This window comes from Moraxella sp. I5G (assembly GCF_055193055.1).
Genome location: NZ_JBUXLH010000003.1, coordinates 89,490 through 111,452, shown reverse-complemented (window position 1 = coordinate 111,452; position 21,963 = coordinate 89,490). Strand labels below are relative to the sequence as shown.

Sequence of the window (21,963 nt, the reverse complement as noted above, 5' to 3'; positions counted from 1 at the left end):
CTACCTTTGAATACAATTTATGGTTATTTTTTAATAAAATAGCTTGATTTAATAAACGATTGTTTATTCCAAAATAGGAAAATTTCCATGCAAGATTTTATTGTTCCAGCTTCACGTCCTTGGCATAAGACTTATGCAGATTATGGTATTCAAGAATTTGCTGCTTTGCCTGATGGCGTAGAATCTTTATTGGACTGCTTTGAACAAAATTTCGCCAAACATAAAAATAAAATTGCGTTTACTTGCATGGGGGCATCCATTACCTATGCTGAACTGGATACCTACAGTCGCCAAATCGCCGCTTATTTGCAGTCAATCGGATTGCAAAAAGGCGACAAAGTAGCACTGATGATGCCAAATATTTTACAGTATCCAATTGCTATGCTTGGCGTGCTTCGTGCGGGCATGGTTTTAGTAAATGTCAATCCTTTATATACCGCCTATGAACTTGAACATCAGCTGTTAGACAGTGAAGCCAAAGCTTTGTTTATTGTGGAAAACTTTGCTCACACTTTTGAAAAGGTACAAAACAAAGGGCAGGTTAAACATATTGTGATTGCTAGTATTGGCGACATGATGGGTTTAAAAGGCCTTTTGGTGAATATTGTGGTGCGTTATATTAAAAAAATGGTGCCAACTTGGAATATTCCCAACCACATCACTTTTAAAGACGCTTTAAATCATAGCCCAGCTAGCAGTTACCAACGTCCTCAGATGACATTAAGTGATGTTGCAGTTTTGCAATATACTGGTGGAACAACTGGTGTGGCAAAAGGCGCAATGCTAACCCATCAAAATCTGATTATCAACACTGAACAATTTTTGCCGTTTTTTTATCATGTTTTTCCAAAAGATGAAGATTTAACTGGAAAATACATCGCGGTTGCATTGCCACTGTATCATATTTTTTCATTTGCTGCGTGTGCGCTTTTGGGTATGAAAGCAGGATTTAGTATGCTTTTAATTACCAATGCTCGCGATTTTGATGCTTTGACTAAAGAATTTGCTAAATATAAACCTGTGTTTTTCCCTGCGGTTAATACGCTATTTAATGCTTTAGCCCATCATGAAGGCTTTAAAAAATTAGACCACAGTAATTTACGTTTATCGTTAGGCGGCGGCATGGCGGTGTTGCCTAATACCGCTAATGCGTGGGAAAAATTAACTGGCAATTATATCGTAGAAGGTTATGGTTTATCTGAAACCTCGCCTGTTTTGGTGCTAAATCCACCCGGTGAACATACGGGTAAAATTGGCATTCCTTTGCCTTTAACCGATATTATTTTGTTAGATGATAATGACAATCCTGTGATGCAAGGTGAATTGGGTGAGATTTGTGCCAAAGGACCACAAGTGATGGCAGGTTATTGGAATCGTCCTGATGAAACCGAAAAAACCATGACTAAAGATGGTTATTTTCGCACAGGTGATATTGGTGTGATGGATGAACGTGGCTTCTTTAAAATCGTTGACCGTAAAAAAGATATGATTTTGGTTTCTGGATTTAATGTGTATCCTAACCAAGTAGAAGAGGTGATTAGTAAACATCCAAAAGTATTGGAATGTGGCGTGATAGGTATACCTGATGCCCATAGTGGCGAAGCGGTAAAAGTCTTTGTTGTACGTAAGGATGAAAGTTTAAGCGAAGCAGAAATTAGAGCGTGGGCAAAAGAAAATCTAACAGGTTATAAACGCCCAAAACGTATTGAATTTGTAAGAGAATTGCCAAAATCCAATGTAGGCAAGATTTTACGCAAAGAGCTACGAGCTTTAGAAGCTGCTAAAACCAAATAATGATAAAAACCCACTTAAAAAAGTGGGTTTTTAAATTGCTAAAATGATGTTTCAAAAGTACAATGGTAAAAACTATCATCAATCGAGCTTTATTATGCGACACAATAACCGCCCATTAAATCAATTACGCCCCATCACTTTTAGTCGTCACTATGCCAAACATGCCGAAGGCTCAGTATTGGTGTGTTTTGGGGATACCAAAGTGCTTTGTAATGTAAGTATTGAAGCTGGCGTACCACGTTGGTTAAAAGGTCAGGGTCAAGGTTGGCTTACTGCCGAATATGGAATGCTTCCACGAGCAACAGGCGTACGTACTCAAAGAGAAGCCGTTAAGGGTAAACAGTCAGGACGCACCCAAGAAATCCAAAGATTGATTGGACGTTCACTCAGGGCGATGTTGGATTTATCCAAATTGGGCGAAAATACGATTTATGTAGATTGCGATGTCATTCAGGCTGATGGCGGTACACGCACTGCTAGCATTACAGGGGCAGCGGTGGCGTTAGTTGATGCATTAAACACCATGAAGCGCATGGGAAAATTAAATAGCGACCCTTTGGTGGGACTGGTGGCAGCGGTATCTGTCGGCATTCAATCGGGTCAAGCGTATTTGGATTTGGATTATAAAGAAGATTCAAATTGTGATACAGATTTGAATGTGGTAATGACCGAAAAGGGTGGTTTTATTGAAATTCAAGGTACAGCTGAAGGAGCGCCATTTACATGGGAGGAAAATCAAGCCATGCTCGCGCTTGCTAAAGAAGGCATTACACAGTTGATTTATGCTCAAAAACAAGCCTTGGATTTACCATGCTAAAAGTGCTGGAAGATGGTGTGCAAATTACCTTGGATGGCAAAGACAAAAACCCACTGTTTTTGTTTTCGTCAGTGTTGGTTGTTTGTGCAATTTTGGTGGCAATTATTGCAATGACTTCCCCTATACAGACAACACTGTTAGCCTTTTTTGGCTTGGCATGTTTGATTTTTGGGTTTAATATTTATAAACATAAATTATCCAAACAAGTCGTGATTACCACAGGTACAGTTGTTATTAAAAATAGCCAGATTGCCCTACAAAATCAAACCATTAAACTGACCCAAGATGCCCAAATCAGCATTTGTGATGACTCATTAAATATTGAGGATTTGGGCAGAAAATGGGTTTTTGTGGGGTTTGAAAATCAAAAAGAGTTGGAAATTGTCCAGTGTGTTTTACAAGGTAGGATGTTGCAAAAACGGGTTAAAACGATTCGTTTAAATGATAATAACGACGTTTCAATGGTTTGAAAAATCTTGTTACAATTGGTTGGGAAAAATTGTAAAATCCCTTGAAATTTCGTGAATAAACGTTCACTTTTTTATATTTTTGTGCTACAATGCTTTAAACTTGTAAACGAGAATATTTTGTATGACTGTTTCTCATAATCCAAAAGACTACGAAAACCCACCTGTAAACTGGATTCCAGCAATTGTGCTGTTATCCACCCCACTTCTTGCCTTGATATTAGTACCTTGGTATTTATGGACGCATGACACCACACCTGCTTTGTGGATTGCGTTTTCGTTTTTTATGGCATGGACGGGACTGTCAATTACCGCAGGTTATCACCGCTTGTGGGCACATAAAGCTTATGATACTCACCCAGTTATTAAGTATTTTTTACTATTGGGAGCAACTTTAGCAGTACAAAGTTCTGCGTTTGATTGGTGTTCTGGGCATCGCAGCCATCATCGTCATGTGGATGATGAGTTTGAAGACCCGTACTCAGCTCGCCGCGGTTTTTGGTTTAGTCATATGGACTGGATGCTGCATAAATATCCAAGTGGGCAATATGACTATAAAAACATCCCTGACCTAAAAAAAGATAAAATTTTAACTTTACAACATAAATACTATGGCTTTTGGGTCATTTTAACCAATGTTGTTGTTGTTGGTGCTGTGGGTTTACTGATTAATGATGTTTTGGGTGCATTTTTAATCGTTGGACTGCTTCGTATGGTTCTAACTCATCATTGTACATTCTTTATCAACTCGCTTTGCCATATGTTTGGCTCACGCCCATACACAGATACGAATACCGCTCGCGATAACGCTATTTTAGCACTGTTTACTTGGGGTGAGGGCTATCACAATTATCACCATTATTTCCAATACGATTATCGTAATGGTGTGAAATGGTGGCAATATGACCCAACTAAGTGGTTGATTGCGCTATTATCAAAAATTGGGCTTGCCAAGGATTTAAAACGAGTTGATGATTTGACCATCAAACACGCTGAAGTCATTATGCAGTTCAAACAAGCGCAAGAACGTATTGTAAAAGGCGAAAAATCTTTAGATGACCATTTGCAAGCCTTTAAAGAACGTATTAGCGCTGAATACGACGCCTTTACAAAAACTGTAGAAGAATGGCATGCTCTAAAAGCTCAAGCTATAGAATTAAAACGCACAGAATTCGCTAATCGTTTGCATGAAGCTGATGAAAAATTAAAAGAACAATTTGCTCAAGTGGAGCAAAAAATTCGCGAACATAGCCTACAAATCGAACAAGCGTTTTTGCAGTTAAAAGGTAAAGCGATAACTACTAAATAAACTTAAAAATCAAATAACATATAAAGAAACATGGATGTTTTAGTTGCCTGATTATCTCAATGTTTTCTCCACCTCCCTTTGCCGATATTGGCAAAGGGTTTTTTTCTATAATGAATGCTTCTTATGAGGGTTGAGTTAAAGTGCAATTTTGGGGCTGTTCAATAGTGACTGTAGCATGAATGTCAGTCAGTGCAAATAGGCGCTTAATTTGTTCCTTAGCACTTTCAGCTCCAATGGATAAAATCTCACCTTGGCAGGCTTTTTTTAATACTTCATTTTTGGCGCTATTTTGAGCTTGTTCTAAAATTTCAGGGTCATTATTAACTACACCAAATAAACCAGTTTGCCAATCATACAGTTCCAAATTATCCAAATACACTGCAAAAATTTCAGGTGCAGGCAAGTTGATAGTAATTTGAGTTGTAGCATCATTTGGGTTTTTTGGGGTAATTTCTACCATTTGTGGAGTTATTTTAGCCAAATCTACACCAGCAAGCACTCGCCCATGCGCAACAAAAAGACCTTTTTGTTCATCTTGCCAGAGCTTTTGCCATGTGCCTTCTTTGCTTGCAGTAATGACGGTATCAACTCCAAAAGCAGTTGATTGCAAGCGCCCCAGTTTTTGAATTTCGTGAATAACTCCGTCTTTACTAACAGCAGTAACCTTAGTATTTTTTTGGTGAAAAGATGACATAGTAAAAACAGTAATTGCGATACTAATAAGACAAATTAGAATGCTAACGATAAAAAAAGACCATGATAAAAAAAAGCGTTTTTCTTGCATAAATGCTCCATTATGTGAAAAATGCGATGAACAAATAAAAAACTTCTTGCAACCTACCTAAATTTTACTTTAAGATAACACAAATTTTGTTGTTATTTTCAAGTGATTTTATGAAAGCCAGTAACTTTACCTTCGCTACTTTACGTCAAACGCCTAACGATGCTGATATTGTTTCAAGTCAATTAATGGTTCGAGCAGGATTGATTCGTAAACTTGCTTCTGGGCTTTATGTATGGATGCCAATGGGTCTTCGAGTGTTAAAGCATGTTGAGCAAATTATCCGTGAAGAGATGCAAGCAATTAATGCTCAAGAGCTTCTGATGCCTGTAACCCAACCTGCTGAACTTTGGCAAGAATCAGGACGTTGGCAAGATTATGGGGCGGAACTGTTGCGTTTTAAAGACCGTCACCAACGTGATTTTGTATTAGGGCCAACACACGAAGAAGTGATTACAGATATTGCCAGAAATGAATTAAAAAGTTATAAACAATTACCGGTTAGTTATTATCAAATACAAACTAAATTCCGTGATGAGATTCGCCCACGTTTTGGCGTTATGCGTGCTCGTGAATTTACTATGAAAGATGCTTATTCTTTTCATATTGACCAAGAATCATTGGCAAAAACTTATGATGACATGCATGGTGCTTATAGTCGAATTTTTAGTCGTTTGGGCTTAAAATTCCGCGCTGTGCAAGCAGATACAGGTTCTATTGGCGGATTTGCATCACATGAATTCCATGTGCTTGCTGACAGTGGTGAGGATGATATTGCTTTTTCAGACAGCTCAGATTTTGCGGCAAATGTAGAACTTGCTGAAGCAATTTGTACAGACGTTTTGCAAAATCCAAGCAAAGAACGACTTGATGTGGATACACCCAATATGCCAACGTGTGAAGAAGTTGCCAAACATCTAAATATCAAACTGTCTGAAACAGTAAAAACGCTCATCGTAAAGGGTGCTTATTCTGAAGAAAATCCAGAGATGCCAAAATTGGTAGCACTTGTTTTGCGTGGTGACCATACGCTTAATGAAATCAAGGCTGAAAAAATTGCCGAGGTTGCTTCGCCCTTTGAAATGGCTAACGAAGAAGAAATTAAAGATGCAGGTTTAATTAAGGGTTATATCAGTGTTGATTTAGCAAAATACAACATCCCTGTTTTTGTGGATAGAAGTGCCAGTGTACTTAGTGATTTTGTTTGCGGAGCAAATATTGAGCATAAACATACCCAAGGTATGAATTGGAATCGTGATGCAACCATCACTCGTGTGGTTGATATCCGTAATGTCATTGATGGCGATAAATCTCCAGATGGTCAGGGAGTGCTGACAATCAAACGTGGCATTGAAGTAGGGCATATTTTCCAATTGGGTGATAAATATTCCAAAGCATTAAATTGTAGTGTTTTAGGCAAAGAGGGTAAGCCAGTTACTTTAATGATGGGTTGTTATGGCATTGGAGTAAGTCGCATTGTTGCTGCCGCCATTGAACAAAATCACGATGAAAAAGGCATTATTTGGGCGGACACACCAAATCCAAAAGATAGTATTGCACCATTTCGTGTTGCGGTTGTGCCAATGAAATCTAAAGATGGCAGTGCTGAAACCAAAGCAGAAGAGTTGTATCAGATGCTTAAAAATCAAGGTGTGGACGTATTACTTGATGACCGTGATGAAAGAGCTGGTGTTAAGTTTGCAGACCTAGAACTAATTGGTATTCCTTATCGAATTGTGGTATCAGAACGCAATTTAGTAGAAGGCAAATATGAATGCGCCAAACGCAGTACGGGCGACAAAAAGATATTAGATTTGGATGAAGTTTTGGCAATGTTTGTTTAATGAACAACAACACAATTAACAAATTGTGGGTAAAATTAAGCATTTTCTAAATTTCGCTAAGTTTTTACTGTCTTTTATTTGTTATGATAGGCGCATAAGTTAAGCAATCTTTTTAAACCTGTTTAAGGAGTTTATGATGAAACTAACCCATTTATTGTTGGTCGCTGTTTTAGGTGCTGGTGCTTGTGTAACAACTGCTTACGCTGGTGATTACATTGAAAACCAAGTCTATCAAGATCCAAATTATCACACTAACTTAAAAAGAGCAGAGGCTATTTTGATTCAAAAAGGTTATACCATCAGTGATTTGGATGTAGATGATTGGCGTGGCAAACCTATTTTTGACATTGAAGCATGGAAAGGCAATGCCAAATATGACATCAAAATGAGTTATCCTGATTTAAGAATTATTAGCGAGCGTCGCGATTGGGATTGGGATTGATATTTATTATCAATAAATCATAAAAATAGGTAAATCCATAAGGGTTTACCTATTTTATTTTTGATGCTTTATAAGTACCAATGCATAATATCATTACCCCAAAGAAGAGCAATAATACCACCAAGAGCAATGTAAGGACCAAAGGCAAAGGGTTTGCTTTCTCCAGATAATCGCATCAAAATCAAGCCAACAATTGAACCAAAAACTGCGGATAATAAGATAATCAAAGGTAATAAGCCAACGCCAACCCAAGCTCCTAAAGCACCTAATAATTTAAAATCACCAGTGCCCATCCCTTCTTTTTTGGTTAAAAGAGCATAAAGATTGGCAATGCTCCAAAATGACAAAAAGCCAACTAATGCCCCCCAAATGGATTCGGAAGTAGAGACAAAAATGTTTTGAGTATTAATTGCTAGACCAAGCATGCCCAAAGGAAAAACCAAACGGTCAGGCAAAAGCTGAGTATCAAAATCAATGCCAGTTAAAGCAATTAAAATCCATAGATAAAATAGACCAAAAAGACCAGATAAATTAGCTCCAAGTGTGTAAACTACTAAAACTGACAAAATAGCAGTAATGCATTCCACCAAAGGATAACGAAAACTGATGCGATTTTGACAATCAGAACATCTACCACGCAAAATTATCCAACTAATGATGGGAATATTTTCATAAAATCGAATTGCGTGCCCACAGTTTGGGCAAGTCGATGGCGGAAAAGATAAACTAAAAGGAATATCTTCTTGAATGACATTGGTGATGTGATGAACCGCATTTTTATTAAAATCATCTTGAGTATCTAGATACCAAGCAATCTCTTTTCGCCACTGGTAATTCATGATTAGTGGTGTGCGATAAATGACCACATTTAAAAAACTGCCCACGCATAGACCAAAAACAGCGGCCAAGAATAAAGCAGTGGATTGATTTTGTAATAGAAGGCTTAAAGTGTCCATAAACTAACCAACTACAGAGCCCATTTGGAAAATTGGTAGGTACATTGCGACAACTAAGCCACCAATCACCACCCCTAAAAATGCCATGATCATTGGCTCCATTAGGCTGGTTAAACCATCCACTGCGTTATCCACTTCGTTTTCATAATAAGTAGCGACCTTGTCAAGCATTTCTTCTAGGCTACCTGCTTCTTCACCAATACCCACCATTTGGATTGCCATACTAGGAAAAAGGTTGGTGGTTCTCATGGCAAATTGCAATTGTTGACCTGTGGAAACATCTTCCTTAATTCTTTGGGTTGCATCATAAAAGATGACGTTATTAGTTGCTCCAGCGGTTGAGTTAAGTGCGTCAATTAAAGGTACACCTGCCGCAAACGTAGTCGATAATGTGCGGGCAAAACGAGCAATAATAGCTTGATAGACAATATTGCCAAAGATAGGTATTTTTAAAGAAAGGCGGTCTAAGAAATCACGAAATTTTTTGCTGCGCATTTTAGCTTGTGAAAACGCAATAATAATAGCGCCCAGTGCTAGAAAAATTGGAATATAATACGCCGCCATAAAGTTAGACATGCTGACTACCAGACGAGTAAAGGCGGGTAATTCTGCACCAAAAGAGCCAAATAACTCAGCAAAAACAGGCACAACTTTAATCAGCAAAATCGCCGTTACAATAATTGCAACAACAATAACCGCAATCGGGTACTTCATAGCTTTTTTGATTTTGGCTTTTAATAGTTCGCTTTTTTCTTTGTAGGTTGCCACACGCTCAAGCATGGTTTCTAAAGCACCTGATTGTTCGCCAGATTCAACCAAAGAACAAAATAAATCATCAAAATATTTTGGGTGTTTGCGCAGGGCGGTTGCAAAGTTACTACCAGCTTCAATATCCGCTTTGATTTTTAACACCAAATCTTTCATGCTGGGGTTTTCAAGAGAATCAGCAACAATCTCAAATGATTGTGTTAAAGGTACACCTGCCTTCATCATGGTGGCAAGTTGTCTGACAAAAATGGCAATATCAAGGGGTTTAATGGCTTTTTTGAAAGTAAATAAAGGCTTTGGTTTTGGACGAATGTCATCAATCACAATGCCTTGTTTGCGCAGTTGGGCACGAGCCAATTCAATGCTTTTACTGGTAGTTTCGCCACTGACTTTTTGTCCGCGTCGGTTTGTGCCTGTGTATTTAAAATCCAGTAATTGTTCAGTTGCTACTTTTGCCATCTGTGATTCTCTTGTTGTTTTTAGTTGTTTCTAAACTATTAAAATAAACTGTTAAAATGTATAAATAAGGTTGGCATTCTACACCATGAGTAATATTATTGTAAATATAGCCAATTTAGGCAGATGCCAATAAGCAACCATTATACCGTTGTCTAGGGCTTGGTTTCAAACCAATAACGAAGGTTTGATGAACCTGTTTTTGCCGTTTATCCTATTTAAAATCAATAAATAAATAAACGGTGGTTTTTTGGTGCTGAATTGCAATCAAACTGATGATTGTCCAATTATTTTGTTGCGAGTTGTTTAATTAATTTTGTATAAAAACTATACTACGCTAACATTATACAAAAGAGTATTATTTTATAGATATAACTTGTTAATTTTGGTTAATCTCTTTACAATTTTATACATTTATTAATCATGGTTAAACCGTATGAATACTTATTCAAAAAATCCTTTAAATCAGCCTGTTACCAATCTTTTAGGAGTTGGTGCAGCTTTGGCGACTAAGTTAAACAACTTGGGTATTTATCGGATATTTGATTTGTTGATGCATTTCCCAAGAGATTATGAAGATAAAAGCCATATTGTGCCAATTGCAAGCGTGATTGATGGGGTTTGTTGTTTGGTAAGTGGAACAATTACGGAATTAAAAACAGGGGCGAATGGACTGAGCGCATATTTGGATGATAATACAGCAAAATTAGAGTTAAAATTTTTTCATACTTCCAGTAAAACTCGTGAAACCATGAAAGTTGGCGCAAATATTACCGCTTTTGGTGAGATTAAAATCAATCAGTATGGCACTCAAATTATTCATCCTGACTACTTTATTACAGGCACACAAAAATTAGATGAAGGGCTTGTGCCAGTTTATCCTTCAGTTAAAGGGCTTCACCAAAATAAAATTCGCCAATTAATCTCGCTAGCATTATCGGCTGCTGCTGGGGTGTTTGCGCATTTAAACGATGATGAGTTTAAACAAGCAAAATTACCCTTTCAAGGGGATTTAATGCAGGCTTTGTATACCATACACTTTCCCAAACCCCTTGCTAATTTGCAAGAGCAATTGGTGATGATTAATCAATTAAAAAATAAGCAGCATCAAGCATGTCAAAGAATCATTGTAGAAGAATTTACCGCGCATCAATTAGCATTTTTACTGCAAAGAAATCATCTTAAGCATCATAAAGCGCCGATTTGTTCTAAAAAAAGCCTGTTAGCAGATGCATTAATAGACAATTTAGCATTTGGTTTGACAAATGCTCAAAAGCGAGTGATTGATGACGTGGTTAAAGATATCACCCACGATAAGCCCATGTTGCGACTTGTGCAAGGCGATGTTGGCGCGGGTAAGACATTGGTAGCGGCAATTTGCGCCTGCCATGCGATTGATGCAGGATTGCAAGTGGTGTTAATGGCGCCTACTGAAATTTTGGCAGAGCAACATCTTTTAAATTTTAAACAGTGGTTTGAGCCGTTTGGTGTTGGTGTGGGTTGTCTTTTAGGCAAGCAATCTGCCAAAGAGCGTCAAGCTCAGATGGATGCCATTGACCAAAAACAAGTGCAAATCATCATTGGCACACACGCTTTGTTTTCTGATAGAGTAAGTTTTAGCAATCTTGGGCTGGTTATTATTGATGAACAACATCGTTTTGGCGTAGAGCAGCGATTAAAGCTGATGGGTAAAAGTGCAAGTGATATTATACCGCACCAACTAGCAATGACGGCAACGCCCATCCCTAGGACGTTAGCAATGAGTTTGTATGGTGATATGGATGTTTCTGTAATTGATGAGCTGCCTGCTAACCGTACGCCAATTACAACTGTCATCATCAATCGAGATCGACGCAATGATGTGATTGAGCGGGTATGGGTAAACTGCAAACAAGGTAAACAAGCCTATTGGGTATGCCCTTTAGTGGAAGAATCGCTTGGGCGCGACATACAGTCAGCTGAACTTTTGTATCAAGAGCTGAAAAATCGTTTGGATATTTCAGTGGGGCTAGTGCATGGAAAAATGAAAGCCGCTGAAAAACAAGCAGTCATGCAGGCTTTTAAGCAAGGTGATATTTCGCTTTTGGTTGCAACGACAGTGATTGAGGTTGGAGTTGATGTGCCAAATGCATCATTGATGATTATAGAAAATGCAGAGCGTTTAGGGCTATCACAGCTGCATCAACTTCGTGGCAGGGTGGGACGAGGCGCAACCCAGTCTTTTTGTGTGCTTTTAGCACAAATGCCCTTGCCGCCAATCAGTATGCAGCGACTGAATATTTTAAAAGAAAATCTAGATGGTTTTGTGATTGCTCAAAAAGATTTGCAGCTTCGTGGTGCTGGCGAGCTTTTAGGTAAAAAACAAACTGGCGATATGCATTATTATCTGGCAGATTTAGTACGTGATGATGTGTTATTAGACCAAGCAAAAATTATTGCTCAAAATCTCATCCACCAAACGGACAAACAGCCCCTAATAGAATCAATTTTGAATTTATGGTTACCAGAAAATAAATCATATAGCCACGCTTAGATTTAAATTTGTTTTTAATTTAACTTAATTAAAGCAAAATTTGTAGGTGTGATATATAATGACCACAATTTTAATCAGCGACACATAGCTACAATCATGACCGTCATTTCTCAAAATCTTATTCCAAGCCTTGCTCATCTTGATGTCAGCCATGTTGATACCCAAAAACCGCCTGTAGTTTTGGTTGATGGGTCTTATTATTTGTTCCGTTGTTATCATGGGCTGCCGCCTCTTCAAAATTCTCAAGGGCTACCCACCAATGCCATTCGAGGTGTTTTAACCGCTTTAAATCGGTTAATACAATTACATAAGCCCACCTATATGGCAGTTGCTTTTGATACAAAAACACCTACATTTCGTCATCAACTATCTAAAGACTATAAAGCCAATCGCAAACCGATGGAAGATGATTTGGTAAAACAAATTCCCTTTATTCATCAGCTTATCAAATTGTTAGGGATTCCGATGGTGGTGTTTGAAGGTTATGAGGCAGATGATATTATTGGCACATTGGCTTATCGCGCCTGCGTTTTGGGACATCCTGTGGTGATTTCAACGGGTGATAAAGACATGGCGCAGCTGGTGAATGATGTGGTAGTTTTGGAGGATAATTTTAAAGGTACAGTAATTGATAAAGATGCGGTATTTGCTAAATTTGGCGTTCATGCAACTCAAATTGCCGATTATTTAACGTTGATGGGCGATAGTGTTGATGGTATTACTGGCATTCCAAAAGTTGGACAAAAAACCGCCGCAAAACTGTTGGATGAATACAATAATATTGAAAATATCATTGCGCATGTTCATGATATCAAGGGTAGCGTGGGCAAAAGTCTTATTGCGCACCAACATGAAATCCCTTTAAATCGTCAATTAGCAACCATTGTAACTAATTTGGATTTGTCAATTGATTTTTCAGCATTAAAACTGGATATCTGTGATGCCGTATCAACAAAAGAGCAATTTGCTCGTGTGCAAGAATTGCATCAGTTGTATCAGACATTAGAATTTAGAACTGAAATTAAGCAAACCGTTAAATTGCTAGAAAACTATACCGAAAACAATCTAACACAAAATCATACATCACAACCAGCTCAAAACTTATTCACCACAACTAAACAAAATGATTTATCCACCCTAAAAGTACCATCTTTGCCCGATAGTGCGCCTATTTATAAAACCATTGATACACGAGCTGATTTTGAGCAACTGATGGCTAAACTGTCGCAAGCAGCATATTTTGCAATAGATACCGAAACCACCAGCAAACATTGGCAAAAATCACAGCTGGTTGGTATTAGTATCAGTTTGGCAAATTATGAGGGTTTTTATATTCCTGTTGGGCATACAGCTGATTTTGATTTGTTATTAGAAGAACAATTGCCTTTGCAGATGGTGTTATCAGCTTTAAAACCCATTTTACAAAACCCAAACATTGGCAAAATTGGGCAACATTTAAAATACGATAGCCACATCTTTAAAAATTATGGTATTGAATTAAATCATTGGTTTTTTGATACTATGTTGGCAAGCTATGTGATTAATAGCACAGCAACTTACCATAATATGGACGATTTGGCAAAACATTATTTAAATATTCAAACCACAACCTTTGAAGATGTTGCAGGAAAAGGGGTAAAGCAATTAACCTTTGATAAAATAGATATTCAAACAGCCAGTAAATACGCTTGTGAAGATGCAGACATTACCTATCGGTTGTTTAGTATTTTTGATAGTTATTTGCAAAAAGATAAAAATGCCAATGAGCTTTTACAAAAAATAGAAATACCCGTAGCAAAAATTTTAACCCAAATGGAAGAAAATGGCGTATTAATCCATGGTGGTTTTTTAAATGAATTATCACAAAAGTTTGATGAAGAAATTTTTGCTTTAGAAAAAAAAGCCATAGAGATTGCAGGCGTGGATTTTAATCTGGCTTCTCCAAAACAGCTTGGGGAGATTTTATTTGAAAAATTGGGCATCAAAGGCGGTAAAAAAACCAAAACAGGACAATATTCTACTTCAGAATCAGTGCTTTCAAAAATCGACCATCCATTGGTTGAGACAATTTTGCAATACAGAGAGTTGGCAAAATTAAAAAGCACTTACACTGAAGCGCTGGCAAAGGCGGCTGACAAACAAGGTCGAGTACATACCAATTACCATCAAGCCTTGACCAGTACGGGTAGATTATCTTCATCCGAACCAAACTTACAAAACATTCCAATTCGCACCAGCACAGGACGAAACATTCGTAAAGCTTTTATCGCTCCAAAGGGCCGCAAAATTCTATCAGCAGACTATTCTCAGATTGAACTGCGATTGATGGCGCATTTTAGTGGTGATGCTAACTTGATTGAGGCATTTAAACAAAACTTAGACATTCATCAAGCAACAGCAGCTGAAATCATGGATAAACAGTTATCAGATGTCAGTGCCGATGAGCGTCGGGCTGCTAAAGCGATTAATTTTGGTTTATTATATGGTATGGGTATTTTTGGGCTTGCCAAACAGCTTGGTGTGAGTAACGATGAAGCCAAAGAATACATTAAACGCTATTTTTCCAGATATCCAGAAATTAGCCAATATATGCAAAAAACCAAAGACACTGCTCAAAATCAAGGATATGTAGAAACGATTTTAGGGCGAAAATTGTACACACCTAATATTAATGCGGACAATTTTGTCGCCAAAGAGGCCGCTCAGCGTGCTGCAATTAATGCCCCCTTGCAAGGGTCAGCAGCAGAAATCATCAAACTTGCTATGATTGCAGTGGATAAAGTTTTACCAAAAGATAAGGCGTTAATGCTTTTACAGGTACACGATGAATTGGTTTTTGAAGTTGATGAAAGTACTACTGATCAAATTGGTCAATTAATTCAAAACGCTATGCAAAACGTACTAACAGATACAGCCGCAACGCTAGGGTGGCAGGTTGATTTTCGCGTGCCTTTAGTGGTTGAAATTGGTGTGGGTGATAACTGGCAAGAAGCCCATTAATTGATAAATCAATCAAACAACAAACAAAAAGTGAGATAATATGGCTGTTGTACACCCACAGTTTAACCCTATTGCCCTAGATTTGGGCTTTATTCAAATGCATTGGTATGGGCTGATGTATTTATTGGCGTTTGCTTTTGCTTATGGACTGGCTTTATATCGTAGTAAACGGCGCGATGATTTTAATGCTGACATGATATCCGACCTTGTGTTTTTTGGAGCGATGGGCGTAATCTTGGGCGGTCGGATTGGTTATGTCATATTGTATAATTTTGATGAATTTTTATCCAATCCTCTATATTTATTTAAAGTATGGGAAGGGGGCATGTCCTTTCATGGTGGTTTTTTGGGTGTGGTGACTGCAATGTTTTGGTTTGCCAAAAAATACAAAAAATCCGTTTTTACTGTACTGGATTTTATCGCTCCTTGTGTGCCAACAGGACTTTTTTTTGGAAGAATTGGTAATTTCATCAATGGCGAGCTTTGGGGGCGAGTATCCTCTGGTGACTATGGGTATTTGATGTATTTTCCACAAGCGGCTACAGCAGATAATGAGCTTTTGACTTTAGACCCTAATCTTTCCACCATTGCCCACGAAATTGGCGGCTATTTGCTATTGCCACGCCACCCATCGCAGCTTTATCAGGCATTTACTGAAGGTGTTTTACTGTTTATCATTCTGTGGTTATTTAGCTTAAAACCGCGTCCTCGTTACGCCATTTCAGCATTGTTTTTATTGGGTTATGGCGCCAGCCGTTTTATAACTGAGTTTTTCCGTCAGCCTGATGTGGGTTATGAGCTGATTTTTGGCTGGATGAGTAAGGGGCAGTTATTTAGTTTACCAATGATAATTTTGGGCGTAATTTTAATGATTTTAGCCTACAAAAACCCCATTTACGACCAAAAATTATCCTAATATTTGATTTATTAAGGCAATCCATGAAGCAATATTTACATCTACTAAGCCATATTTTACAAAATGGCGCAGATAAATCCGACCGTACTGGTACCGGCACCCGTTCGGTTTTTGGTTATCAAATGCGTTTTGATTTAAATAAAGGGTTTCCGTTATTAACCACAAAAAAAGTGCATTTTCATTCTATTGTGATTGAACTTTTGTGGTTTTTAAAAGGCGATACCAACGTCAAATTTTTGCAAGATAACAAAGTAACCATCTGGGATGAATGGGCAACTGCCAAACAAACGGCACGTTTTGGGAGACGAGCGGGCGATTTGGGGGCGGTTTATGGTCATCAATGGCGAAATTTTGGGGCAAGCCAAAATGCAGATGGCAGTTATCTTGCAGATGGTTTTGATCAAATCTCTTGGTTGATTAATGAAATCAAAACCAATCCTGATTCACGCCGTTTAATTGTTTCTGGCTGGAATCCTAAAGAAGCAGGCGAAGTTGCTTTGCCGCCTTGTCATACCTTATTTCAGTTTTTTGTGGCAAATGGAAAATTATCTTGTCAGCTTTATCAGCGCAGCGCCGATGTATTTTTAGGTGTGCCGTTTAATATTGCCAGTTATGCTCTTTTGACTCATATGGTCGCCCAAGTGTGCGAACTTGGTGTGGGTGAGTTTATTTGGACAGGTGGCGATACTCATTTATATAGCAACCACTTTGAGCAGGCAAATCTACAGCTAACGCGCCAACCTTTGCCACTGTGTCAGCTTTGGCTCAATCCCAATGTTGATGATATTTTTGCTTTTCAAAGTAGCGATATTAAATTGATGGATTATCAATCGCATCCAGCGATTAAAGCGGCAGTTTCAGTTTAACAATGTTTAAAACCACAAAGTTATAAGTCTGCCAAACGCACCATCAGTTCATCATAAGCTAATTTGGGCTGGACATTTTGCCAGATGGCTTGGGTCATTTGGTTGAGTTCATCATTTAACTGATAAAGATTTTCTAAAGATGGCGGTGGTGTATCTTGAAGTAGGGTTTTAATGTCAATATCTTGGTGTATACCAGTAAAACCTAGATAAATGCGTAAAACTTCAAGTAGCATCAGGCGAGTTAGGGTCATAAAATCATCAAAGCTGAGCACAGTTTGCCAGTAGCTGCTGGCAGCAATTGGTGCCCTTGTCTTTTTTTGCAGTGCGACAAAAGTTTTTACCCACAATGCGCGCTTATCAAACCAAGGCATATTAGGTAGTGATAAAGCTCCTAAAGGCGCACCTTCTGCCAAAGTTAGTAACATATCAGACAAATGACAAATATCAGAAGGTAAATTTTGCTTTAGATAATCTTTGGCATCTAAATGATGAATCGGTGTTAGTGGTAATGTCTGCAATCTGCTTTTAATGGTGGGAAGTAGGCGGCTTGGATAGCTGCTGATAAGAATTAAATGCACGCCAAAACGGGGTTCTTCAAGTGTTTTTAATAAAGCATTTGCTCCAGCTGTGGTTAAATTTTCAGCGTTATCTAGTACAATGAGTCTTAATCCATGCCCTTTGGTGTGGCTGTATTCTTGCAAAAAACGCACATCATCAATTTTAATTTGTGTTTCTTCAAAGGCTTCTCCAACCCGACTTGATGGTGGTAATACCAGCAAATCAGGGTGTGTGCCAGCTTTTAGCCAAAGACAGCTTGGACAATAGCCGCAAGCGCCTTTGTATTCATCAAGTGGTTTATTTTGACACAAAAGCCAAGCTGTCAGCCGCCAAACAAAACTGTGTTTGCCAATGCCTGAAATGCCCCCAGCTAAAAGAGCGTGGGGCAGTTTTTGCATATGATAGTTTTGACAAACTGTGCGCCAAAGTGCAGCTTGCCACGGCAAAAGTGGTGCAAAATAAGGCGATATATCCGTATTTGCTGCCACATCATCAGGATAATCATTCATGAGTTAATAAGCCAAAAATTCATCCAGTGATAGAGCGTTGAGTCTTGCTAAGTCTTCGGCAGTATCCACACCTAAAGGTAGGCAGACTTTAGCAACATCAATAGCGATTTTTTGGTTATTTTCTAAGATACGTAATTGCTCAAGGCTTTCTAAGCTTTCTAATGTGCCAACTTGCCATTTGTGAAATGCTTTTAAAAGTTTGCTGCGATAAGCATATAACCCTAGGTGACGGTAGGCGTTTTTAGGTGTTTGACCCAGTGCGTTATTAAGCTGCCCATCACGGTCATAAGGTATAGGGCTGCGACTAAAATACAATGCGTAATTATCGGGCGTTTTAACAACTTTTACCACCGATGATTTATAAAAATCTTCAAAATTATCAATTGCTTCACATAAAGTTGCCATGACACAATCTGTTTTTTCTAAGAGCAAATCTGCTGCTTGTTTTAAAAGCTGGGGCGGCACAAGTGGTTCATCACCTTGCATATTTACCACAATATCATCATCGCCAAAACCAAGCAGTTCGGCGGCCTCAGCTAATCTATCAGTTCCTGACGGATGTTGTTTGGTCATGATGACGGGAATATTGGCATTTTGACAGACTTGATAAATTTCGTCGTGGTCGGTGGCAACACATACGCTATCAGCAAACTCTGCCTGCATGGCTTTTTGAGCAGTCCATAAAATCATTGGTTTGCCATGTAAAGGTAAAAGTGGTTTTTTAGGCAGGCGTGATGATTGATAACGGGCAGGGATAACGATATGGATTTTTGACATAAGACACCTAAATTCACCAAAAAGATAAAATCAGCATGATATAATACAAACGAGTGCCATTTTAACACGATTGTTGTAATAGCAAAACTGTTCGTATGATGGTGAATATTATAAAAATGATAAAAAATGAACAAAAATAAATAAGAGAAATCTCATGCAGTTATTTAAAAATCAATTATTTAAAAACCCTCCAAAAATTATCTTTTTTGATATTGATGGAACATTGTATATTAAAGAAAAAGATGCTGTGCCAGAAAGTGTAAAAGATGCTTTTTATCATTTGCAAAAAAATAATATTAAAATTGCCATTGCCACAGGTCGAGGAATATCTATTTTTCCAAATAGTATCAATGAGTTAATAAAAGAGTTTCATATCGATTTGTTAATTACAATTAATGGTCAATATATTGAATATCAACATAAAAAATTTATGGATTTTCCAATAGCTAGCAGGTATCTAAAACAAATTACCAAATCTTTACAAAATCATCAAATTGCTTATGCTTATATGACCAAGCATGAGATTTTATGTGTTGGAAAAACTAAACAAATGACAGACGCATTAAATTCTTTAAATATTAACTATCGCCAAATTTCAGCTTTTGATTTTAATCAGCCAGTGTATCAGATGCTTGGGTTTTATCAAGATGATGAAATTACGCTTGAATTGCCAGAAACTCTAAAAACCGTACGTTGGCATGACAGCGGGGCGGATATTTTGGTAAAAGAAGCCTCAAAAGCGCGGGGAATCAAACAAGTTTTAGATAAATTAAACATAAAGACTAGTGAAACCATGGCTTTTGGTGATGGGTTGAATGATGTGGAGATGTTGCAATATGCTGGTTTTGGCGTTGCAATGGGTAATAGTCATGACGCTTTAAAACAAGTTGCTAATTTTGTTTGCCCACGTCATGATGAGGATGGGATTTATCAGGGGCTTTTAACATTTGGACTCATCAGCTGATTTATTATTTAGTTCACTTGTATACATAAATACACTAAATCTAGTGCATATATCCTCAGTGTAACCCAAATTAAGTGTGGTGCTGCTAATTCATTTGACTGTCATGATTAAAATACAACGTACTTTAGGCAAATACCTTTAATTTGCATGTCTATAAAATATTCTCTGTTGCAAAAGCCACCTAAATCTATCCAAAGGCAAATTTAGTATTCTCTTTCTTTTTGTAAATTTCCCAAATCAGATAACTATTTTTATTATAACTAAATACTTACCTACCCATTACGATACTTTTTAACACTTTTTATACCATTAAATTATAAAAATTATACATTTTATCGGTTGATTTTTGACAAATTTGCGGGGGGGGGGGGGGTAGAATTTGTAATAGATTTTGTTTTTAACACAATAAATTTCACTTAATCATGGAGGCTATTATGGCTAAAAAAGCAGTTTATAAAGAATATCTTATCTATCAAGATGATAGTGGTAGTATTAAGGTGTTGCGCAGATTCAGCAATGTCATTGCAAGCTTAAGAGCTATTGCTGAAGCCGTTGGTTTTGATTACGATAGTAATTGGACAACCCGTCAATTTGGTAGCAAACTTATCAAAGAATATGGTAATCAGGGTATTGCACAATTTGGTGAATATGGTGTTCGTGTTTTAGGTGATGGTAGCATTGATAGCTTTAAACTTTATGCTAATACCAAAGGAGCATTAAGAGAAATTGCCGAAGAAGTGGGGATGGCTTATGATAATAATTGGACAACTCGTCAGTTTGGTTCAAAATTGATTGATGCACTTTCTTAAGTATAAGGAAGTATTTATCATGACGTATATTACACAGGCAAATGTCATTGGCAAAAGCCAAAACCGGACGGCTTTGGGTATGATGGCTGCTTATCTTAAAATGCATCCTCAAACAACACTGATGGAGCTAAAAACCCAATTCTCTAAACAACGCATATGCCCTGACGCAGGTGTGAGTGAGCTGTTTTATACCGCTGATGATATTGCTTACGAAAAACAAGCAAATAATTCCTGGTTTATCAATGATAATGCTTGTTTTACTAAAAATGATGAATGGCTCGTATTAGGTAATGGGCAAAGAGTTGCTTTTAGTAAAATGTGGACAGCTGCAAGTTTGGCACGCCTGCAAAAAGAGCTTTCTAGATTTGATATTTATGGTGAAGTTGGAAAGGTTTCTGGCAACCATTTAGGCTATCATATTGACTATGAGTATGCTGAACTCGAAGAAGTATCACAAGGTCTGCCAATTTGGGTGTGGGCTATATTGGTGGTTGTTTTGGCGGTTGTAGCTTATTTTGCTTACGATAAATTCACAGGCACTAATCAAGTCCAAGCCAAAGCAGCCTATCAAACTGTCGTAATGCAAAAACAGGCTTAAGATATCGTTTTACTTTTTAGGAGTATATGTATGGCATTAACAAGCAAACTGCTTGCCCCATTTATTGGTGCGTCAATCATGGCTAGCGAAGAGGGTTATGATGATGTTGCTGAGCAGTGCATTTTAGAATTATCTAATGAGTTGCAACTTGCTGATTTACAAAAAGCTGTTGTCAGTGAAATTGAAAAACTCTCAGCAATGGATGACGATACATTCAACGGCCATTTGGCAAAAGCAGGTGAGTTTATTACTGATAAAGAAGCAGTTTTGTTAATTTGTCTTGATGTTTTGGCTGCTGATGGCGTGATTAGTGTGGATGAATTATCAAATTATTTTGCATTTGCAGATATTTTAGGTCTATCTGATAATAGAGCCAGTCAGATTTTTGATGATTTTGTTGATGAAATGGATGATTTGGTCATTGAAGTGGAAGATAATAACTGAACATGTAAAAAGAGAGGAGTATTATATGAGTACTATTAAAAAGACTGCAAGCGGTAAGGTGGATAAACGCACCAAAGAATATAAAGAATTGGTTGAGCGCGCCAAAAAAGCTCGGCTTGCTAAGACTGGAGTAAATAAAATCACTACTCAGAAAAGCACCACAAACAGAACATCAACAGTAAAGAGACGTTCAGATGGCAAGGTGGATTTAAGAACCAAAGAAGGCAAGGAAATCGCTGAAAGAATGTCAAAGGCTCGCCGTGCCAAAAATAAGGGCATCGTAGGTTTGATTAAAAACTTGATTAAATAATGATAAGTCAGCCATCTAAATTCATACCCCAAAATTATTAAATTT

At 37.8% G+C, this 21,963-nt stretch carries 20 protein-coding genes; 15 read left to right on the top strand and 5 right to left on the bottom strand.

The window, feature by feature from the left end; all coding sequences use genetic code 11:
• Window positions 1–87: 87 nt before the first annotated feature.
• The 4 genes from ACZBKJ_RS02695 (at window position 88) to ACZBKJ_RS02680 (ending at window position 4,387) form a co-directional block, all read left to right on the top strand.
• Complete coding sequence (locus ACZBKJ_RS02695; RefSeq protein ID WP_463199379.1) at window positions 88–1,794, top strand: AMP-binding protein; 1,707 nt, start codon at window positions 88–90, stop codon at window positions 1,792–1,794.
• 94 nt (window positions 1,795–1,888) lie between these two features.
• Window positions 1,889–2,611 (top strand): ribonuclease PH, encoded by a 723-nt coding sequence (rph, locus tag ACZBKJ_RS02690; protein WP_463199378.1) that lies wholly within the window; start codon window positions 1,889–1,891, stop codon window positions 2,609–2,611.
• Window positions 2,605–3,081, top strand: coding sequence for a hypothetical protein (locus tag ACZBKJ_RS02685; protein WP_463199377.1), 477 nt, complete (start codon window positions 2,605–2,607; stop codon window positions 3,079–3,081). Before rph ends, ACZBKJ_RS02685 begins: the two co-directional genes overlap by 7 nt.
• A 121-nt stretch (window positions 3,082–3,202) precedes the next feature.
• Window positions 3,203–4,387 (top strand): acyl-CoA desaturase, encoded by a 1,185-nt coding sequence (locus ACZBKJ_RS02680; RefSeq protein WP_463199376.1) that lies wholly within the window; start codon window positions 3,203–3,205, stop codon window positions 4,385–4,387.
• Window positions 4,388–4,508: 121 nt separating this feature from the next.
• Here the strand turns inward: ACZBKJ_RS02680 and ACZBKJ_RS02675 are convergent, their stop codons facing one another.
• Window positions 4,509–5,171, bottom strand: coding sequence for a DUF4230 domain-containing protein (locus ACZBKJ_RS02675; protein WP_463199375.1), 663 nt, complete (start codon window positions 5,169–5,171; stop codon window positions 4,509–4,511).
• Window positions 5,172–5,281: 110 nt separating this feature from the next.
• Between ACZBKJ_RS02675 and ACZBKJ_RS02670 the strand changes: the two genes are divergently transcribed.
• Window positions 5,282–7,012, top strand: coding sequence for a proline--tRNA ligase (locus tag ACZBKJ_RS02670; protein WP_463199374.1), 1,731 nt, complete (start codon window positions 5,282–5,284; stop codon window positions 7,010–7,012).
• Window positions 7,013–7,145: 133 nt separating this feature from the next.
• The gene (locus tag ACZBKJ_RS02665; protein ID WP_463199373.1) at window positions 7,146–7,454 is read left to right on the top strand and encodes a PepSY domain-containing protein; all 309 of its coding nucleotides are present in this window, start codon (window positions 7,146–7,148) and stop codon (window positions 7,452–7,454) included.
• Between the two features lie 68 nt (window positions 7,455–7,522).
• On the opposite strand, the gene ACZBKJ_RS02660 is transcribed toward ACZBKJ_RS02665, so the two are convergent.
• Together ACZBKJ_RS02660 and ACZBKJ_RS02655 are read right to left on the bottom strand one after the other, a co-directional pair.
• Window positions 7,523–8,410: a prepilin peptidase gene (locus tag ACZBKJ_RS02660; RefSeq protein ID WP_463199372.1), complete on the bottom strand. Its 888-nt coding sequence runs from the start codon at window positions 8,408–8,410 to the stop codon at window positions 7,523–7,525.
• Window positions 8,411–8,413: 3 nt separating this feature from the next.
• Entirely contained in the window at window positions 8,414–9,637 is a 1,224-nt protein-coding gene (locus ACZBKJ_RS02655) for a type II secretion system F family protein (RefSeq protein ID WP_463199371.1), read from the bottom strand.
• Window positions 9,638–10,070: 433 nt separating this feature from the next.
• Here ACZBKJ_RS02655 and recG point away from each other — a divergent pair, with 433 nt between their 5' ends.
• The 4 genes from recG to thyA all read left to right on the top strand — a co-directional run bounded on the left by recG (window position 10,071) and on the right by thyA (window position 16,949).
• Window positions 10,071–12,167 carry an ATP-dependent DNA helicase RecG gene (gene recG, locus ACZBKJ_RS02650; RefSeq protein WP_463199370.1) on the top strand — a complete coding sequence of 699 codons (2,097 nt, stop codon included), beginning with the start codon at window positions 10,071–10,073 and terminating at the stop codon, window positions 12,165–12,167.
• 96 nt (window positions 12,168–12,263) lie between these two features.
• On the top strand, window positions 12,264–15,167 hold the full coding sequence (gene polA, locus ACZBKJ_RS02645; protein WP_463199369.1) for a DNA polymerase I: 2,904 nt from the start codon (window positions 12,264–12,266) through the stop codon (window positions 15,165–15,167).
• A 40-nt stretch (window positions 15,168–15,207) separates the two neighbouring features.
• Entirely contained in the window at window positions 15,208–16,083 is an 876-nt protein-coding gene (lgt, locus tag ACZBKJ_RS02640; protein WP_463199368.1) for a prolipoprotein diacylglyceryl transferase, read from the top strand.
• 23 nt (window positions 16,084–16,106) lie between these two features.
• Entirely contained in the window at window positions 16,107–16,949 is an 843-nt protein-coding gene (gene thyA / locus ACZBKJ_RS02635; protein ID WP_463199367.1) for a thymidylate synthase, read from the top strand.
• Between the two features lie 20 nt (window positions 16,950–16,969).
• Here thyA and ACZBKJ_RS02630 read toward each other — a convergent pair whose 3' ends face one another.
• Together ACZBKJ_RS02630 and kdsB are read right to left on the bottom strand one after the other, a co-directional pair.
• The gene (locus tag ACZBKJ_RS02630) at window positions 16,970–18,016 is read right to left on the bottom strand and encodes a DNA polymerase III subunit (RefSeq protein WP_463199366.1); all 1,047 of its coding nucleotides are present in this window, start codon (window positions 18,014–18,016) and stop codon (window positions 16,970–16,972) included.
• Between the two features lie 3 nt (window positions 18,017–18,019).
• Entirely contained in the window at window positions 18,020–18,793 is a 774-nt protein-coding gene (gene kdsB / locus ACZBKJ_RS02625) for a 3-deoxy-manno-octulosonate cytidylyltransferase (RefSeq protein WP_463199365.1), read from the bottom strand.
• A 154-nt stretch (window positions 18,794–18,947) separates the two neighbouring features.
• On the opposite strand from kdsB, the gene ACZBKJ_RS02620 reads away from it, so the two are divergent.
• From ACZBKJ_RS02620 to ACZBKJ_RS02600, 5 genes are all read left to right on the top strand, one after another.
• Entirely contained in the window at window positions 18,948–19,757 is an 810-nt protein-coding gene (locus ACZBKJ_RS02620; protein ID WP_463199364.1) for a Cof-type HAD-IIB family hydrolase, read from the top strand.
• Window positions 19,758–20,191: 434 nt separating this feature from the next.
• Window positions 20,192–20,566: a hypothetical protein gene (locus ACZBKJ_RS02615; RefSeq protein WP_463199363.1), complete on the top strand. Its 375-nt coding sequence runs from the start codon at window positions 20,192–20,194 to the stop codon at window positions 20,564–20,566.
• Window positions 20,567–20,585: 19 nt separating this feature from the next.
• A complete protein-coding gene (locus tag ACZBKJ_RS02610) occupies window positions 20,586–21,164 on the top strand; it encodes a hypothetical protein (protein WP_463199362.1) in 579 nt (192 codons plus the stop codon).
• Window positions 21,165–21,194: 30 nt separating this feature from the next.
• Entirely contained in the window at window positions 21,195–21,608 is a 414-nt protein-coding gene (locus tag ACZBKJ_RS02605) for a hypothetical protein (protein WP_463199361.1), read from the top strand.
• A 25-nt stretch (window positions 21,609–21,633) separates the two neighbouring features.
• Window positions 21,634–21,918 carry a hypothetical protein gene (locus tag ACZBKJ_RS02600; RefSeq protein WP_463199360.1) on the top strand — a complete coding sequence of 95 codons (285 nt, stop codon included), beginning with the start codon at window positions 21,634–21,636 and terminating at the stop codon, window positions 21,916–21,918.
• Window positions 21,919–21,963: the final 45 nt, after the last annotated feature.